This window comes from Lutibacter sp. (assembly GCF_046055765.1).
In the GTDB taxonomy this organism is placed as follows: domain Bacteria; phylum Bacteroidota; class Bacteroidia; order Flavobacteriales; family Flavobacteriaceae; genus Lutibacter.
The window spans coordinates 1-17,447 of the sequence record NZ_JASFZF010000121.1 but is presented as its reverse complement, the minus strand read 5'-3'; the positions used below and the strand labels follow the sequence as shown (position 1 = coordinate 17,447).

Here is a 17,447-nt window from a genome sequence, read left to right as displayed (position 1 = left end):
CCGATACAAAAATTAGCAAAAATATTTCCTAGTAAATCTTCGGTAGTTACTTCTCCAGTAATTTCACCTAAATGAAAAAGAGCTTGACGAATATCAATAGAAAATAAATCGGTGCTTATATTGTTGTTAATTCCTTTTTCAACTTCTTTTATGGAGGTTAAAGCGTTATTTAATGCTTCAAAATGACGAGAATTACTTACTATAGTTTCATTATTACTTAAGGCTCCTTTATTAGCTAATTTTGTTAAAATAGTTGTTAATGAAGCAATATCAGTTTTATGTTTTGCAGAAAGAAAAATTAAGTTTGAGTATTTATTATTAAGGGCTGAAATTTTTTCTTTTGAAAGTAAATCTACTTTGTTAATAATCGTCAATATCTTTTTTGAAGGGTATTTTTTTCCTAAATCTGAAATTCGTTCTTTAAGGTTATCAATTTTTGAAGCATCTATTAAATGAAGAACTAATTGTGCTTTACCAATATTTTCAAATGTTTTTTTAATTCCAATGCTTTCAACAATATCATCAGTATGTCTAATGCCTGCGGTATCAATAAATCGATAGCTAACACCTTCAATAATCATTTCATCTTCAATAGCATCTCTTGTAGTTCCTGCAATTTCACTTACAATAGCTTTTTCTTCATTTAAAAGTGTATTTAATAACGTTGATTTCCCAACATTAGGTTCTCCAACAATTGCAACAGGGATTCCATTTTTGAGCACATTTCCCAAAGCAAAAGAATCTATTAATCTTTTTAAAACGCTGCTTATTTTTGAAATTAAATTTTTAAATTCAGTTTTGTCTGCGAACTCAACATCTTCTTCAGCAAAATCTAATTCTAATTCAATTAAACTAGCAAAATTTAATAATTGTTGACGTAAATTTTGAATTTTAGTACTAAATCCGCCACGCATTTGTTGTAAAGCAACTTGATGCGAAGCTGCTGAATTAGAAGAAATTAAATCAGCTACAGCTTCGGCTTGACTTAAATCCATTTTGCCATTTAAAAATGCGCGTAAGGTAAATTCTCCTGGGTTTGCATTTCTAACACCATTTTTAATAAATAATTGTATTATTTCTTGTTGAATATAAACAGAACCATGACAATTAATTTCTATTACATTTTCTCCGGTATAGGAATGTGGATTTTTAAATACTGAAATTAATACTTCATCTATTATATGATTGTTATCAGAAATATTTCCTAAATGAATAGTATGTGATTTTACCTTTGTTAAATTCTTGTTCTTAAATTTAGATTGAAAGAAATTATTTACAATTTTTATAGCATCTTCACCCGATAAACGTATAACTGCAATTGCACCAACTCCCGATGAAGTTGCCAATGCAATTATAGTATCATTATTTATTTGATTCATTGATGCAAAAATAGTGATTTTTTTAATAAATTACTTGTTTTATAAAATCTTCAAAGTCTTCATAGAATTGTTCAAATTGAGGCATGTTTTTATTGAAAAATTCATAAGCTAACTGCCAAGTGTTTTTATCATGAATATTGAATTTTTGGTGATGAACTACATAAATGCGATGAATTTCTTTTCCAGTATCTAAAGTGTATTTATCATCAAAAATAGCTTCAGGAAGATATTCTTCAAGTAAAATATTTTTTAAATCTATAATTTGTTCAAACAACAATTGATTTTTAGCTGTATCAAACGATTCAATATCTAAACAAACCATTGCTTGTTTCTGATTTGCAACAAATTTAAAACTGAAATCTTTTATTTGAGTATTATATAATATCCATTTTCTAGGAAATGATTTACCAAAACTTGTCCAGAATTGTTTTCTAAGTTGAGCAGATGCGGATTTACTAAACATTAACCATGAACTAGTGGAGTTTTGCCTTGAGTATTCATATAAGTGGCTTCGTATTCTAATAATTTATTCCATTTTTTATTTACAATTTCTTTGTCTTGATATTTGCGAGCAAATTTTAAAAATAGAGTATAGTGTCCAGCTTCTGAAGTAATTAAATCTCTATAAAATTTTTCTAATTCTTTATCAGAAGTATAATCGGCTAGTGTTTTAAACCTTTCACAGCTTCTAGCCTCAATAATTGCAGCAATTAAGCACCTTATTACTAGGCTTTCTGTTCTATCTTTTGTTTTAGGGAAAAATTTAAATAGGTGAGCAGCATAATTGCTTTTATGATCCCTTCCAAGTTTATAACCTCTAGATATCATAAAGTCATGGACTAATTTAAAGTGTTCAGTTTCTTCAATCGTATATTCACTTAAGGCTTTCACTAATTCAGTTTCTTCAGAATAAGATATAATTAATGAAAAACCACCTGCCGCAGCTTTTTGCTCTGCAAAAGCATGGTCAGTTAAAAATTGTTCTAAATTATCTTCTGCAATTTTTGCCCATTCAGGGTTTGTTACTGATTTTAGTCCCAACATTTATGTATCAAATTTAAATTTAAGTTCTTCTAAACTAGTTGCGGAACCAACTAACGTAATAATATCTCCTAAACGCATACGAGTATATCCGTGAGAAACTAATACTTGACCTTTCCTTTTTACTGAAAGCACCAAAATATCGGCAGGTAATCTTAAATCACGTAATCGCATACCGTGTATATCTTTATTTCTAATTTCTACATCTATAGAGTCTTGCCCATCATCCATTCCAAGCAGTAAAGAAGCTGCATTTGGTGAACGAACAAAATGATCTAATAAACTCACCATAGCCGTTGCTGGCTCAATAATTAAAGCCCCTAACTTATGAAATTTTTCAAAATTTTTACGATTGTTTAATCTAACAATAACATCTTTGGCTCCTATGTTTTCATAAATTAATTCAGTAATTTTATAGTTATCATCATCCGAAAGCATTAAAATAATTGCTTCTGTTTTTTCTAAATTTAATTTCTTTAATGAAGTGTAACTTATAGATGAAAGGTTTATAATTTCAACTTCATGATTGTCATTAGCACTTTTTTTATCTGTATTAACAATTCGAGCTTGCCATTTGTGCTTTTTTAATTGATTAGCAAGTGCAATTGCTTGATTTTCAAGACCAAAAATTAAAGCTTCACGAGTAGCGTCAAAAATATTTTTCTTAGCTTGTAAATGGCTTTCTTTCACAAAATTTAAAGACCATTTGAATAAAGGAGGACCAATTAATTGGTTTAATACAATAATGGCAATTATAATTGTTTCAAATTGATGTCCCCAAACTGGAAATTCATGTGATATTATTGTTGCTAAGCCTAATGCAACACCAGCTTGAGTTAAATAAGGCATCCAAGCTATGAACGTATATTTTTTATGGTCGTTTGCTGCATACACTCCAAAAAATCCTCCAAAAACCATAGTAATTAGCCTTAAAAAGAAAAGAGCTACAGCAATTCCAAATACACTTATTAGTGTTTGTACAGATAATGAAGCACCTGTTAATGTGAAAAATATAATATAAATTAGTGGACTTATTTTTTTAAGTGTTTGAGAGAATTCAATACGATGTTTGCTGTAATTAGTTAAAACAAAACTACCTATTATACAAATTAGTAATGGTTCTAAAATAAACTCGTGATGGAAATATGCTAATGTTTGGATTTTAACATAATGTGTAAAAACATACACCAAATAACCAATTAAAATAACGGCTATTCCTTTTAGTTGAATGTCTAGTTTTGTTAAAAATGGGATTTGTAATATTTTTCCTAGCAAATAACCAAGTCCAAAGGAGGTAATTAATTCAATTAATAATAAAATAAAGAATAGAAAACCTGTAGATTCTCCATTAATTAAGGCTTTAGCAATGGCAAAACAAATTGCAAATAAAATAATTACAAGTACATCTTTTATAACTGTAACTCCCATAACCGTTTTTGTAAACGGTCCATTAGCTCTCATTTCATTAATTACTGCAATTGCTGATGAGGGTGAGCGTGCAACAAAAATAGTTCCAAATAATACAGCTACAGCAATTTTATGTGTTGAAGGCATTTCTGCCATAAAAGGGATTAGACTTGCAAAAAAATAGATTACTGTAGAACTCATAACAAATGTTATTATAAGTTGGCCAATTGTCATCCATTTTATACTTTTAATTCTACTTCTTAAGTCGTTTAAGTATAATTCAGATCCTGCAGAAAAGGCAATTATAGCTAAAGCAATTTCATTTAAAAAGTTTAGTTGTTTTAATGCATTTGGTGTAATAAAATTTAATACGGAAGATCCCGCAATAATACCAGTAACAATTAAACCTGTAATTAAGGGGAATTTAATTTTTTGAAAAACAATAGCAATCTGATTTGCAGCAATTGCAACAATTAAAAAACCTATTAAAAATGTAATTAATAATTTTAAATCCAAATTAAATAATTTAAGAAGTTAAAGATACTCAATGAAGTTTAATATCAAAATTTATAAATCTAAATCAAAAGTTTTCTTTAATAATTCAAGTACTTTATTTTTTTCTTTTAATTTTTCGTATTTTTCTTGGGGTGTATAAGCATATTTTTTAGTTACTTCTTCATTTACATCAATTTTAATTGTGGTTTTAAAGTTGTTTAATTTTTTGCGTAAGAACTTTATTAATGGACCTTTTGCTCGTTCCAATTGATCTTTCATTAATGAGTTTGGAAGCTCAAAATGTATTTCGTTATTTATAACGGTAGGTTTACTTGCATTCATTATTGAAGCAACACTTTTTTTACCTTGTAATTGTAACTTTTCAATATATTGTTTCCAAAGAATTGTGACTTTATTTGTTGAAAATTCATCAGTTGGCAAACCTTCAATTTCTTCATACTCAACTTCAACTTCTTCTAGCTCTTTTTTACGCCCAATGCTACTTAAGGATAGTGAAGAAACTCTTCTTTTACCATCTGGTAAAACAGGTTTAACTATCTCTTTTTTAGAGATTTCAGCTTTTATTATGGGTAAAGTTTTATTTTTAGTTTGTTGAGTACTAGGTATAAAAATTGGTTTTGAAACTAAACCAGTATTAAAATGGAGCGATGCTATAATGTAGGGTTTATTGTTTTTTTTTTCTCCATTAAAAGTAATAGAGGCTAATTGCATAAGAGTTAGTTCAACTAGTAATCGTTGATTTTTACTTGTTTTGTATTTTAAATCGCAATTGTTAGCTAATTCAATACCTTGTAGCAAAAAACGTACATCACATTTTTCAGATTGAACTAAATATTTCTTTTTTGCATTATCTCCAACTTCTAGTAAATCGATAGTAATTTTATCTTTTGCAACTAATAAATCTCTAAAGTGAGAAGCTAAACCACTAATAAAATGATGACCTTCAAATCCTTTGCTTAAAATTGAATTGAAATGAATTAAAACTTCAGGAATTTTATTTTCTAGAATTAAATCGGTTGTTTTAAAATATTCATCGTAATCTAATACATTTAGGTTTTCTGTAACAGCTTTTCTTGTTAATTTATTTCCTGAAAAACTTACAACTCTATCGAAAATAGAAAGTGCGTCACGCATAGCTCCATCTGCTTTTTGAGCAATAATATGTAAAGCATCATCATCAGCAGTTATATTTTCTTCAATAGCTATTTTTTTAAGGTAATTTTTAGCATCTAAAACTCCAATTCGTTTAAAATCAAAAATTTGACAACGTGAAAGTATGGTTGGAATTATTTTATGTTTTTCAGTAGTTGCTAGAATAAAAATAGCGTGAGCTGGTGGTTCTTCTAATGTTTTTAAAAAGGCATTAAACGCGGCGGCAGATAACATATGAACCTCATCAATAATATAGACTTTATATTTTCCTGTTTGAGGTGGAATACGAACTTGATCGGTTAAACTTCTAATATCATCAACCGAATTGTTTGAAGCTGCATCTAATTCAAAAATATTGAATGCAAAATCATCTTCACTAGTTGTTTCTGAATTATTTTGATTTATTTGTTTTGCTAAAATACGTGCACAAGTAGTTTTACCAACTCCTCTTGGGCCAGTAAACAGTAAAGCTTGTGCTAAATGGTTGTTTTTTATAGCATTTTCAAGTGTGTTGGTAATTGCTTGTTGCCCAACAACTTCCCCAAAAGTTTGAGGGCGATATTTACGAGCAGATACTATAAATTGTTCCATTAATTGCGTGTTTACTTGTTTTACGAAAGTATTAAAACTAGTTGTTAATTACTAGCTAATTTCATAAATTTTATTATACAAATGTTGATATTTCTTTAAAATTTCAGCTCGTTTAGGTTTCATTGTTGGTGTTAATAAGCCATTGTCAATTCCCCAAACGTCAGGTGTTAATTCAAATCGTTTGATAGTTTCCCATTTACCAAAATTTTTATTTCCGTGATTAATTTCTTGCTGAATGCGTTCTATAATATGTGGATTTTCAATTAAATCCTGATTATTTCCTAAGATAGGTTCATGATGAATACGTGACCACTCTCTTAAGAACTTATAGTGTGGTTGAATAATTGCTGCAGGCATTTTTTGTCCCTCTCCAACCACTAAAATTTGCTCAATAAAACGAGATTGTTTCATTTCATTTTCTAATAAAGCAGGTACAATATATTTACCACCTGAAGTCTTAAAAATTTCCTTTTTTCTACCAGTTATTTTTAAGAACCCATCGCTATCAACTTCACCTTTATCTCCAGTGTGGAAATAATCACCCGTCATTACACTTGCTGTTTTTTCTTCATCTTTATAATAACCCATCATTACATTGGGACCTTTTATTAAAATTTCTCCATCTTTAGCAATTTTCACTTCTACATTATTAATAGGTTTTCCAACTGCTCCAATTTTCATTAAGTTGAAATCATATCTATTTACAGATACTACTGGCGAAGTTTCTGTAAGTCCATAACCTTCCATTACATGCATTTTTGCAGCAGTAAAAACTCTAGCTAAACGTGGTTGTAGTGCAGCACTACCAGAAACCATAGTTCTTAAGCTACCGCCTAAAGCTTCACGCCATTTGCTAAATATTAATTTGTTAGCTAAAGCTAATTGTTTTTCGTACCACCAGCCATTTTTACCATAAGGTTCATATTTTAAGCCTAAATCAACAGCCCAAAAGAATATTATTTTTTTTAAACCCTTTAACTCTGATCCTTTTGTAATTATTCCATCATAAATTTTTTCAAGTAAGCGAGGAACTACAGACATTAATGAAGGATGAACTTCTTTTAAATTCACTCCAATTTTATCAATTGATTCAGCAAAATAAATAGAAATTCCAGCATACTGATATAAGTAATGTAACATTCTTTCAAAAACATGACATACAGGTAAAAAGCTTAAAACGCTCATATCACCAACTGTTAGTGGAAGTCTTGGGAAACTATCTAAAACGTTGGTAACAATATTATTGTGTGAGAGCATTACGCCTTTTGGTTTTCCTGTAGTACCTGAAGTATAAATAATTGTTGCTAAATCAGAAGATTTTACTGCTGCCATTAGTTGTTCAACTTCAGGCTGACTGCTTTCATCTTTCCCAAGTTCTAAAATTTCATTCCAATTTTTACAACCTTCAATGTCTTCAAAAGAATAAATTTCTTTTAAAGTTGGCACTTTATCTTTAACCGCAATTGCTTTAGCATATAATTCTTTGTCAGATAAAAAGCAATGAGTTACTTCAGAATGGTTAAAAATATATTCATAATCATCTTTAGAAATTGTTGGGTAAATAGGAATATTAATAGCTCCAATTTGTAATACGCCAATATCTAAAATATTCCATTCAGTTCTATTATTTGAAGAAATAACAGCTATTTTATCACCTGGTTTTACTCCTAATTTTAATAATCCACGACTTATAGCATTTGCTTTAGTTATATATTCTTGAGTTGAAGTAGCAATCCATTCTCCATTATATTTTGTAGTAAAAGCCTTTTTTAAATTATATTTTTCTAATTGGTAGTGAGCAAAATCGAATAATCGAGTAATTTCTTTGGCCATTTCTTATTGTTTGAATGTATCCTTGCAAAATATAAAAATTAATAGAATTCTACAAGCAAAGAGGTAGCAATAGTTTTATGGTTGTTTTTTGTAAATTTTAAAATATAAGTGATTGTATTTCTGAATGATAGACTTACGTTTTAATTTCATAGTTGGTGTTAGTAAGTCATTTTCTATACTCCAAATGTCAGAGGTTAATTCAAAATCTTTAATTTTTTCCCAATTTCCAAAAAATGAATTAGCAAAAACGATTTCTTCACCAATTCTTTTTATTACTTTTTTGTTTGAAATAATATCCTCAAAAGATGAAATATTAATTTTTAATTGTTTGCGTTTTATCCATTCAATTAAAAATTCAAAATGTGGTTGAATAATAGCTGCTGGCATTTTTTCACTTTCACCAATAACCATCACTTGTTCAATAAAACGAGATTCTTTTAGTTTGCATTCAAGTACAGCAGGAGCAATGTATTTACCACCTGAAGTTTTAAACATTTCTTTTTTTCGACCGGTAATTTTTAAAAAACCATCATTATCTAATATCCCAATGTCACCCGTATGTAAATAACCGCTTATAATGGTGTTATTAGTAAGTTCTTCTTCTTTGTGATAACCAAGCATAATATTTGAACCTTTAACCAATATTTCGCCATCACTAGCAATTTTTACTTCAATATTATCAAGAACTCTTCCAACGGTACCAATTTTAAAACCACCGTTTCTAAAATCGTTGATTGATATTCCTGGTGAAGTTTCGGTCATTCCATAACCTTCAAAAACGGGAATCCCTGCTGCAGTAAATACTTTAATAAGTAGAGGTTGTAAAGGAGCACTACCCGAAACTAAAAACTTAATATTTCCACCTAAAGCTTCACGCCATTTACTAAAAACTAATTTTTGAGCTATTTTTAATTGAAAATGATACCACCAACCATTTTCATTATATGGTTTATAGTTTTTTCCTAAGTTTAAAGACCAAAAGAAAAGTAAGTGTTTTATTCCTTTTAAGTTACTCCCTTTATCAACAATTTTATCGTAAATTTTTTCAAGTAATCGCGGTACAACAGGTATAAAATGAGGCTGAACTTCTTTTAAATTATCACCTAATTTATCAATAGATTCAGCATAATAAATTTCAAATCCTATGAATTGATAATAATATAAAGCAAAACGTTCAAAAATATGACAAATTGGTAAGTAGCTTAACACTTTATAATTTCTAGGCTCAAAATCTAATGCTTTAGCACTTACAAATGTGTTTTCTACAATATTTTTATGAGAAAGCATCACACCTTTTGGTATTCCAGTGGTTCCTGAAGTATAAATTATTGTTGCTAATTTTGAAGGTGAAACCGCCTTTTTAAATTTCTCAACTTCAGCTTGGTTTGAAGTGTCTTTACCCAATTCTAATAAGGATTTCCAAGTGGAGATATTTTTTACTTTATCAAAAGAATAGATGTCTTTTAATTGTGTTTTATCTTTGATTTTTGATACTTTTTTTGCTAATATTCTGTCTGAAACAAAGCATAAAACAGCATCAGAATGATTTATAATGTATTGATAGTCAGTTGAAGAAATAGTAGGGTATAATGGAACATTTATAGCGCCAATTTGTAATATAGCAATATCTAGGATACTCCATTCAACACGGTTTGTGGTAGTTACAACGGCTATTTTATCGTTTGGTTTTATACCTAATCTTAAGAGTGCTCTACTAATTGTATTTGCTTGCTCAATATAGCTTTTTGTTGAAGTTGAAATCCATTGGTTATCGACTTTTGTATTGAAACATTTTTCTTGAGGATTATTGGCTAGTTGGTGATAAGCAAAATCAAATAAACGTGTAATATTATGACTCATAAATAACGATTGATTACTTGCAAATTAGACATAAAAAAAGGATTTCACAACAGTAAAATCCTTAAGATAAATTAAATAGTATTTTGTGTTTTATTTTTCAATCCATTTTCTGGCATTTACAAAAGCTTCAGCCCAAGGCGAAACTTCGTCTTTTCTTCCTTTTGGATAATACGCCCAATTCCATTGAAAAATAGAACGTTCAATATGCGGCATCATTACTAAATGTCGACCATCTTTTGAACTCATCATTGCAACATTAAAATCCGATCCATTTGGATTTGCCGGATACGAATCATACCCATATTTAGCTACAATATTGTAGTCTTTTTCTTTCATTGGTAAATTAAATTTCCCTTCACCATGAGAAATCCAAACACCCAAAGTACTTCCTTCTAAACTAGAAAGCATAACAGAGTTATTTTTTTGTATTTTTACTGAAGTAAAATTACTTTCGTGTTTATGGGAATCGTTATGCAGCATTTTTCCGTGAATTTTATGTTCTGGGTTAATTACTTCTAATTCCATAAATAATTGGCATCCATTACAAATTCCAACGGATAATGTATCTTCTCTTTTAAAGAAATTATCTAATACATTTTTTGCCTTTTCATTGTACAAGAATGCACCTGCCCAACCTTTGGCAGATCCTAACACATCAGAGTTTGAAAAACCACCTACAGCACCAATAAATTGAATATCTTCTAAGGTTTCACGACCACTAATTAAATCGGTCATATGCACATCTTTTACGTCAAAACCAGCTAAATACATGGCATTTGCCATTTCACGTTCAGAGTTACTTCCTTTTTCACGAATAATAGCTGCTTTTGGTCTTTTTATGTCATTGCGAGGAGTTTGCGACGAAGCAATCTCATTATCAGAAGCAGATTGTTTCACTTCGTTTTCAATGATGTCTGATAACTTACCTGTAAAATGTTTTGGAAATGAAAAATTTAAACGTTGATTTTTATAATTTTCAAAGCGATCTTGTGCTTTATTATTTACACATTGCTTAGCATCTAATAAATATGAAGTTTCAAACCAAATAGTTCTGTATGTTGGAATGTCTAACTTACAAGGTCCAAAATCTAAAGTTTCTTCATTTGTAACATTTCCTAATTTGTAAAATGAAACGTTATTTTTAGTTAATTTACTCTCAACAAGAGTGTCATCTTTTGCTTGAAAAACAATTCCTATATTTTCTGCAAAAAGATATTTTATAATATCTTTTTCTTCGAAAACTGAAAAATCTATTTTCAAACCTAAATTTACATCAGAAAAGCACATTTCTAAAAGTGTAGTTATAAGTCCACCACTTCCAACATCATGTCCAGCAAGTATATTATTTTCTAAAATTAATTCTTGGATTGTATTGAATGCTTTTTTGAAAAAAGTAGTATCTTTAATTGTTGGAGCAGAGCTCCCAATTGAATTAAGTGTTTGTGCAAATGAAGAACCTCCTAATTTAAAATCATCTTGAGAAAGGTTGATATAATAAATTGATCCCCCATTTTTTTGTAAAACGGGCTCAACTACTTTTTTAATATCTGCACAATTTCCAGCAGCTGAAATTACTACTGTTCCAGGAGCAATAACTTCTTCATTAGGGTATTTTTGCTTCATTGATAATGAATCTTTACCCGTTGGTACATTAATTCCTAATTCAATAGCAAATTCAGAAACTGCTTTTACGGCTTTGTATAAACGAGCATCTTCACCTTCATTTTTACAAGGCCACATCCAGTTGGCTGAAAGTGAAATACCATTTAAACCATTTTTTATGGGTGCCCAAATTATATTCGATAATGCTTCTGCAATGGCCGTTCTACTTCCTGCTATTGGATCAATTAATGCTGCTACCGGTGAATGTCCAATAGAGGTTGCTATTCCTTCTTTTCCATTATAATCCAATGCCACAACACCACAATTATTTAAAGGTAATTGTAATGGGCCAGCACATTGTTGTTTTGCAACTTTACCACCAACACAGCGGTCTACTTTATTGGTGAGCCAGTCTTTACAAGCTACAGCTTCTAATTGTAATACATTTTTTAAATAGATTGCTATTTTTTGAATTGTATATTTTAATTCTAGGTAGTTTACAGCAACTGTTTTATCCTTCATTATAGTTTTAGGAGAACTCCCAAACATATCAAACAAGTCTAAATCTATTGGTTTTTCACCGGTAGTTTTAGATTGAAATGTAAAACGGTTATTATTTGTTACTTTACCAACTTCATAGTAAGGAGAGCGCTCTCTTTCTGCAATACGTTTTAAAGTTTTAGCACCTTCTTCACCAATAACTAATCCCATACGTTCTTGAGATTCGTTTCCAATAATTTCTTTAGCAGAAAGTGTTGGGTCACCAATTGGTAATTTATCTAAATCTATTAATCCTCCAGTTTCCTCAACTAATTCCGATAAGCAATTTAAATGTCCACCTGCACCGTGATCGTGAATAGAGACAATAGGATTTATATCGCTTTCTACCATTCCACGAATGGCATTTGCAGCTCTTTTTTGCATTTCTGGATTTGAGCGTTGTACGGCATTTAATTCAATACCACTTTCAAATGCTCCAGTATCGGATGATGATACGGCAGCACCTCCCATACCAATTCGGTAATTTTCACCACCAAGTAGCACTATTTTATCGTTTGCTTTTGGAGTGTCTTTTAACGCTTGTTCAGCTTTACCATAACCAATACCACCAGCTTGCATAATTACTTTATCAAAGCCAAGTTTACGTGCTTGCTCTTCATGTTCAAAAGTCAATACAGAACCAGTAATTAAAGGTTGCCCAAATTTGTTACCAAAATCGGAAGCTCCATTAGAGGCTTTTATCAATATGTCCATTGGAGTTTGATATAGCCAATCCCGTTCTTGCATTCCTTTTTCCCAAGACCTATTTTCGTTTAAACGCGAGTAAGATGTCATATAAACAGCAGTTCCAGCCAATGGTAACGACCCTTTTCCTCCAGCCAATCGGTCTCTAATTTCACCACCTGAACCCGTTGCAGCACCATTAAAAGGTTCAACAGTTGTTGGAAAATTATGTGTTTCAGCTTTTAAAGAAATTACTGAATTATATTTTTTTTTCTCATAATAGTCTGGTTTGTCAGCTGATTTTGGTGCAAATTGTTCAACAATTGGCCCTTTTATAAAAGCTACGTTATCTTTATAGGCTGAAACAATTCCGTTTGGATTTGTTTCTGATGTTTTTCTAATTAATTCAAAAAGAGATGATGGCATTTCTTTACCATCAATAATAAAAGTACCGTTAAAAATTTTATGGCGACAGTGCTCTGAGTTTACTTGTGAAAATCCAAACACTTCAGAATCGGTTAATTTTCTACCAATTTTTGTACTTAGCTTATTTAAATAGTCAACTTCCTCTCCATTTAATGATAGTCCTTCTTGTTTGTTATACGCATCAATATCTTCAATTTCAAGAATAGGTTTAGGTTGAATATTGATTGTGAAAATATCTTGATTTAAGTTTGAATACTTCTGAAAAATCATTGAATCAAAACCCTCATCTTTTGTTGAAACATTAAATTCTTCAATTCTGAAAAGATCTTCAATACCCATATTTTGTGCAATTTCAACAGCATTAGTACTCCAAGGAGTAATCATAGCCGAGCGTGGACCAATAAAAAAAGCATCAATAGATGCTTCAGATAGTTTTTCTTGATTTCCAAAAAGCCAGTTTAATTTTTGTGTATTTTTTTGTGAAAGTTCTTTTGACGTTTGTACAGCATAAATTTTACTGTTTGTGTTTCCAAAGAAATGAATCATAGATTGATTAGTTTAGTGCGTTGTTAGTATGTGCAAATTTAATCAAATTATTATAAATGTTGTGGGTACTTTTGTTTATAATCAATCAGTTATTAAGAGAGTTTTAAACAATTTTTATTGTTATTTATTTAACAAAATATTAAATTTTGTAAATATTTTATGATGTTCAGGTTGCTATATTAAACATTTTTATATTTGCCTCATAAAACAAGAAATAATGAAATTTATTCAATTACATCGTCATCATTTTTATACTGGCACTCAGGCGAGATGATACTATATTGAATAAATTCAACATATAATTATAACCCGTTTGAGAAAATCAAACGGGTTTTTTTATGGCCTGTTTGGAATACTCAAGCTAATTAAAATAAAAAATGATTAAAATTAAGATTGCAGTCCAAAAATCAGGAAGATTAAACCAAGATTCTCTAAATTTATTAAAAGATTGTGGAATTTCTATTGATAATGGGAAAGACCAATTAAAAGCATCAGCAAGTAATTTTCCGTTGGAAGTGTTGTATTTACGAAATGGTGATATTCCTCAATATCTTAGAGATGGTGTAGTAGATATTGCTATAATTGGAGAAAATGTACTGATTGAAAAAGGAGGTGATATTGGTATTATAGAACAATTAGGATTTTCAAAATGTAGAGTTTCTTTAGCAGTACCAAAAGAAGTAAATTATAAAAATATTAAGGATTTAGAAGGTGCTAGAATTGCTACTTCATACCCAAATACTGTAAAGGAATACTTCAAAAAATTTAATGTAACACCAGATATTCATATTATCAATGGTTCAGTAGAAATTGCCCCAAATATTGGTTTGGCCGATGCTATTTGTGATATTGTTTCGAGTGGAAGTACATTATTCAAAAACAATTTAAAAGAAGTTGAATTAATGTTGAAAAGTGAAGCTGTTTTAGCAGTTTCACCAAGTATTTCAAGTGATAATCAGAAGATATTAGACAAGCTCCAGTTTAGAATTCAAGCAGTATTAAAAGCTAGGAAATCAAAATATATTTTAATGAATGCGCCAAATGACAAAGTTGAAACAATAATTAAATTGTTGCCAGGGATGCGAAGCCCAACAGTTTTACCATTGGCAGAAGCGGGTTGGAGTTCTATTCACACAGTAATTGAAAAAAATTCTTTTTGGGAAGTAATAGATGAATTAAAGGCAAATGGGGCAGAAGGGTTGCTAGTGATTCCAATTGAAAAAATGGTATTATAGTTTAAGTTGATGCGTTAAATTGTTTAGTTGTTTAATAGGAATTTAAAATTGAATTACTTAAAACGAACATCCAATTACACGTTTTACTTTTAAACAGTTGAACATAAAATTAAGTAATGAAAAAAATAATTAATCCAGATAAAAATCAGTGGCAAATTTTGTTGCAAAGACCTGTGCAAACAATTGAAGCTATTGAAACTACTGTAACTTCAATTTTTGATGATATAAAACGGAATGGTGATGATGGAATTAAACGTTATTCTTCAATTTTTGATGATGTTGAGTTAGATGAATTTTATGCATCCTCAGAAGAAATTTTGGCAGCTTCATCACAAATTTCTAGTGAGCTAAAAAGAGCTATTAATTTGGCTAAAAATAATATTTCAACATTTCATACTGCTCAAAAAACAACTAAAAAAGTTGTAATAACTGTTGAAGGTGTTGAGTGTTGGCAAGAAAAAAGAGCAATTCAAAAAGTTGGATTGTACATTCCAGGTGGAACAGCTCCATTATTTTCTTCGGTGTTAATGTTGGCAATACCTGCTCAAATTGCAGGCTGTAAAGAAATTATTTTGGCGACTCCACCAAATAAAAAAGGAGAGATAAATCCAGCTATTTTATATGCTGCACAATTGTGTGGTGTTACAAAAATATTAAAAGTTGGTGGTATACAAGCTATTGCAGGCTTCACTTTTGGAACTGAAACAATACCGCAAGTGTATAAAATTTTCGGGCCTGGAAATCAGTATGTTACCGCAGCTAAGCAATTAGCTACAAAATATGGAGTTGCAATTGATATGCCTGCGGGGCCAAGTGAATTATTGATTGTTGCAGATGAAACAGCCAATGCAAGTTTTGTAGCTTCAGATTTATTAAGTCAGGCTGAACACGGTACAGATAGTCAGGTTATTTTAGTATCAACTTCACTAGAAAAATTAAATGAAGTTGAGCAAGAAATAGAACAACAAATGGAGTTATTATCTAGAAAAAGTATTGCTAAAAAAGCGATTGGAAACTCAAAATTAATTTATATCGAAACTAAAGAAACTGCACTAGATTTAATTAATGAATATAGTCCAGAACATTTTATAATTTGTACCAATGATAACGATTTTTATATAAACGGAGTTCAAAATGCAGGTTCGGTATTTATTGGTGATTACACACCTGAAAGTGCTGGTGATTATGTTTCTGGTACCAACCACACATTACCTACAAATGGTTATTCTAAAGCATATTCTGGTGTAAATTTAGACTCGTTTTTGAAGGCAATTTCATTTCAAAAAATATCAAAAATAGGAATTCAAAATATTGGTAAAGCAATTGAATTAATGGCAGATGCAGAAGGTTTAGACGCACATAAAAATGCTGTAACTTTACGTTTAAATAGTTTAAAATAACGTCATTACGAGGAATGATAATGACGTGGTAATCTCTTAAAATTAGTGAGATTACCACAGCAAATAAAAAATTTGCTTTGCATTGACAAAATAATATATTTGAAAAGAGGAGAATAATTATGAATATCAATAATTTAGTTCGTGATAATATTAAGACATTAAAACCCTATGCATCAGCACGTGATGAATTTAAGGTTTTGAATGCTGATATGGTGTTTTTAGATGCCAATGAAAACCCGTTTGAAAATGGTGTGAATCGTTATCCAGACCCACAACAAACTAAGTTAAAAAATGAGTTGTCTGCGTTAAAAAATATACCATTTTCTCAAATTTTATTGGGCAATGGTAGCGATGAAGTGTTGGATTTGATTTTTAGAGCATTTTGCGAACCAAAGCAAGACAATGTTATTACATTACCGCCAACGTATGGCATGTATAAAGTGTTAGCAAAAATTAATAATGTTGATGAAAAGGAAGTATTATTAACTAATAATTTTGAACCAAATGTTGATGAGATTTTAAAAGTTATTGATGAAAACTCCAAAATATTATTTTTATGCTCGCCAAATAATCCAACAGGGAATTCATTCAATGCTGAAAGGGTTGAAACCCTGTTAAAGGCCTTCAAAGGATTGGTTGTAATTGATGAAGCATATATTGATTTTTCTTCTAAAAAAAGTTGGTTAAAAAGGTTGAATGAATTTCCAAATTTAATGATTACTCAAACCTTGTCTAAAGCTTATGGAATGGCAGGAATTAGATTAGGAATCTGTTATGCATCAAAAGAAATTATTGCTGTTTTAAATAAAATTAAGCCTCCTTATAATGTGAATGAGTTGACTCAAAAAAAGGCTTATAAACGATTACTATGTGTAAACAAGGTGCAAACAGAAATACATAAAATAGTAGAGCAACGTGAAAAATTAGTTTCAAAAATTGAGTTTATAAATTATATAGAAAAAATTTATGAATCAGACGCTAATTTTATTTTGATTAAAGTGGATGATGCTAATAAACGATATCAACAATTGTTAAATAAAGGAATTGTAGTTAGAAATAGAACTACGCAACCTTTATGCGAAAATACATTGCGATTAACTGTGGGGACTAAAGCTGAAAATAAATTATTAATGAAGGCGCTAAAAGAAATATAAAATGAAGAAAAAAGTATTGTTTATAGATCGTGATGGCACTATGATTAAAGAGCCTGCTGATGAACAAATTGATGCATTTGA

The 17,447-nt window shown here is 30.0% G+C and carries 11 protein-coding genes; 3 read left to right on the top strand and 8 right to left on the bottom strand.

What is annotated here, in order from left to right:
* The 8 genes from mnmE to purL all read right to left on the bottom strand — a co-directional run.
* On the bottom strand, positions 1-1,379 hold a 1,379-nt coding region (mnmE, locus tag QM495_RS11635; RefSeq protein WP_408672285.1), incomplete at its 3' end, for a tRNA uridine-5-carboxymethylaminomethyl(34) synthesis GTPase MnmE.
* 22 nt (positions 1,380-1,401) lie between these two features.
* Positions 1,402-1,842 carry a DUF4268 domain-containing protein gene (locus QM495_RS11630; protein ID WP_408672284.1) on the bottom strand — a complete coding sequence of 147 codons (441 nt, stop codon included), beginning with the start codon at positions 1,840-1,842 and terminating at the stop codon, positions 1,402-1,404.
* A complete protein-coding gene (locus tag QM495_RS11625; protein WP_408672283.1) occupies positions 1,842-2,423 on the bottom strand; it encodes a tRNA-(ms[2]io[6]A)-hydroxylase in 582 nt (193 codons plus the stop codon). The genes QM495_RS11630 and QM495_RS11625 overlap by 1 nt, the downstream gene beginning before the upstream one ends.
* Positions 2,424-4,343 (bottom strand): monovalent cation:proton antiporter family protein, encoded by a 1,920-nt coding sequence (locus tag QM495_RS11620; protein ID WP_408672282.1) that lies wholly within the window; start codon positions 4,341-4,343, stop codon positions 2,424-2,426.
* A gap of 51 nt (positions 4,344-4,394) precedes the next feature.
* Positions 4,395-6,086, bottom strand: coding sequence for a DNA polymerase III subunit gamma/tau (gene dnaX, locus QM495_RS11615; RefSeq protein WP_408672281.1), 1,692 nt, complete (start codon positions 6,084-6,086; stop codon positions 4,395-4,397).
* A 51-nt stretch (positions 6,087-6,137) separates the two neighbouring features.
* Positions 6,138-7,919 (bottom strand): AMP-dependent synthetase/ligase, encoded by a 1,782-nt coding sequence (locus QM495_RS11610; protein ID WP_408672280.1) that lies wholly within the window; start codon positions 7,917-7,919, stop codon positions 6,138-6,140.
* Positions 7,920-7,994: 75 nt separating this feature from the next.
* A complete protein-coding gene (locus tag QM495_RS11605) occupies positions 7,995-9,779 on the bottom strand; it encodes an AMP-dependent synthetase/ligase (RefSeq protein WP_408672279.1) in 1,785 nt (594 codons plus the stop codon).
* Between the two features lie 90 nt (positions 9,780-9,869).
* Positions 9,870-13,577, bottom strand: coding sequence for a phosphoribosylformylglycinamidine synthase (gene purL / locus QM495_RS11600; RefSeq protein ID WP_408672278.1), 3,708 nt, complete (start codon positions 13,575-13,577; stop codon positions 9,870-9,872).
* A gap of 377 nt (positions 13,578-13,954) precedes the next feature.
* On the opposite strand from purL, the gene hisG reads away from it, so the two are divergent.
* The 3 genes from hisG (at position 13,955) to hisC (ending at position 17,366) form a co-directional block, all read left to right on the top strand.
* Complete coding sequence (hisG, locus tag QM495_RS11595; RefSeq protein WP_408672277.1) at positions 13,955-14,812, top strand: ATP phosphoribosyltransferase; 858 nt, start codon at positions 13,955-13,957, stop codon at positions 14,810-14,812.
* Between the two features lie 116 nt (positions 14,813-14,928).
* Positions 14,929-16,212: a histidinol dehydrogenase gene (gene hisD, locus QM495_RS11590; RefSeq protein WP_408672276.1), complete on the top strand. Its 1,284-nt coding sequence runs from the start codon at positions 14,929-14,931 to the stop codon at positions 16,210-16,212.
* A gap of 119 nt (positions 16,213-16,331) precedes the next feature.
* Complete coding sequence (hisC, locus tag QM495_RS11585; protein WP_408672275.1) at positions 16,332-17,366, top strand: histidinol-phosphate transaminase; 1,035 nt, start codon at positions 16,332-16,334, stop codon at positions 17,364-17,366.
* Positions 17,367-17,447: the final 81 nt, after the last annotated feature.

Excerpts from the sequence above, each read along its gene's own strand:
- QM495_RS11630 (WP_408672284.1), bottom strand. The coding sequence starts at position 1,842 with ATGTTTAGTAAATCCGCATCTGCTCAACTTAGAAAACAATTCTGGACA.
- QM495_RS11625 (WP_408672283.1), bottom strand. The coding sequence starts at position 2,423 with ATGTTGGGACTAAAATCAGTAACAAACCCTGAATGGGCAAAAATTGCA.
- dnaX (WP_408672281.1), bottom strand. The coding sequence starts at position 6,086 with ATGGAACAATTTATAGTATCTGCTCGTAAATATCGCCCTCAAACTTTT.
- QM495_RS11610 (WP_408672280.1), bottom strand. The coding sequence starts at position 7,919 with ATGGCCAAAGAAATTACTCGATTATTCGATTTTGCTCACTACCAATTA.
- QM495_RS11605 (WP_408672279.1), bottom strand. The coding sequence starts at position 9,779 with ATGAGTCATAATATTACACGTTTATTTGATTTTGCTTATCACCAACTA.
- purL (WP_408672278.1), bottom strand. The coding sequence starts at position 13,577 with ATGATTCATTTCTTTGGAAACACAAACAGTAAAATTTATGCTGTACAA.
- hisG (WP_408672277.1), top strand. The coding sequence starts at position 13,955 with ATGATTAAAATTAAGATTGCAGTCCAAAAATCAGGAAGATTAAACCAA.
- hisD (WP_408672276.1), top strand. The coding sequence starts at position 14,929 with ATGAAAAAAATAATTAATCCAGATAAAAATCAGTGGCAAATTTTGTTG.
- hisC (WP_408672275.1), top strand. The coding sequence starts at position 16,332 with ATGAATATCAATAATTTAGTTCGTGATAATATTAAGACATTAAAACCC.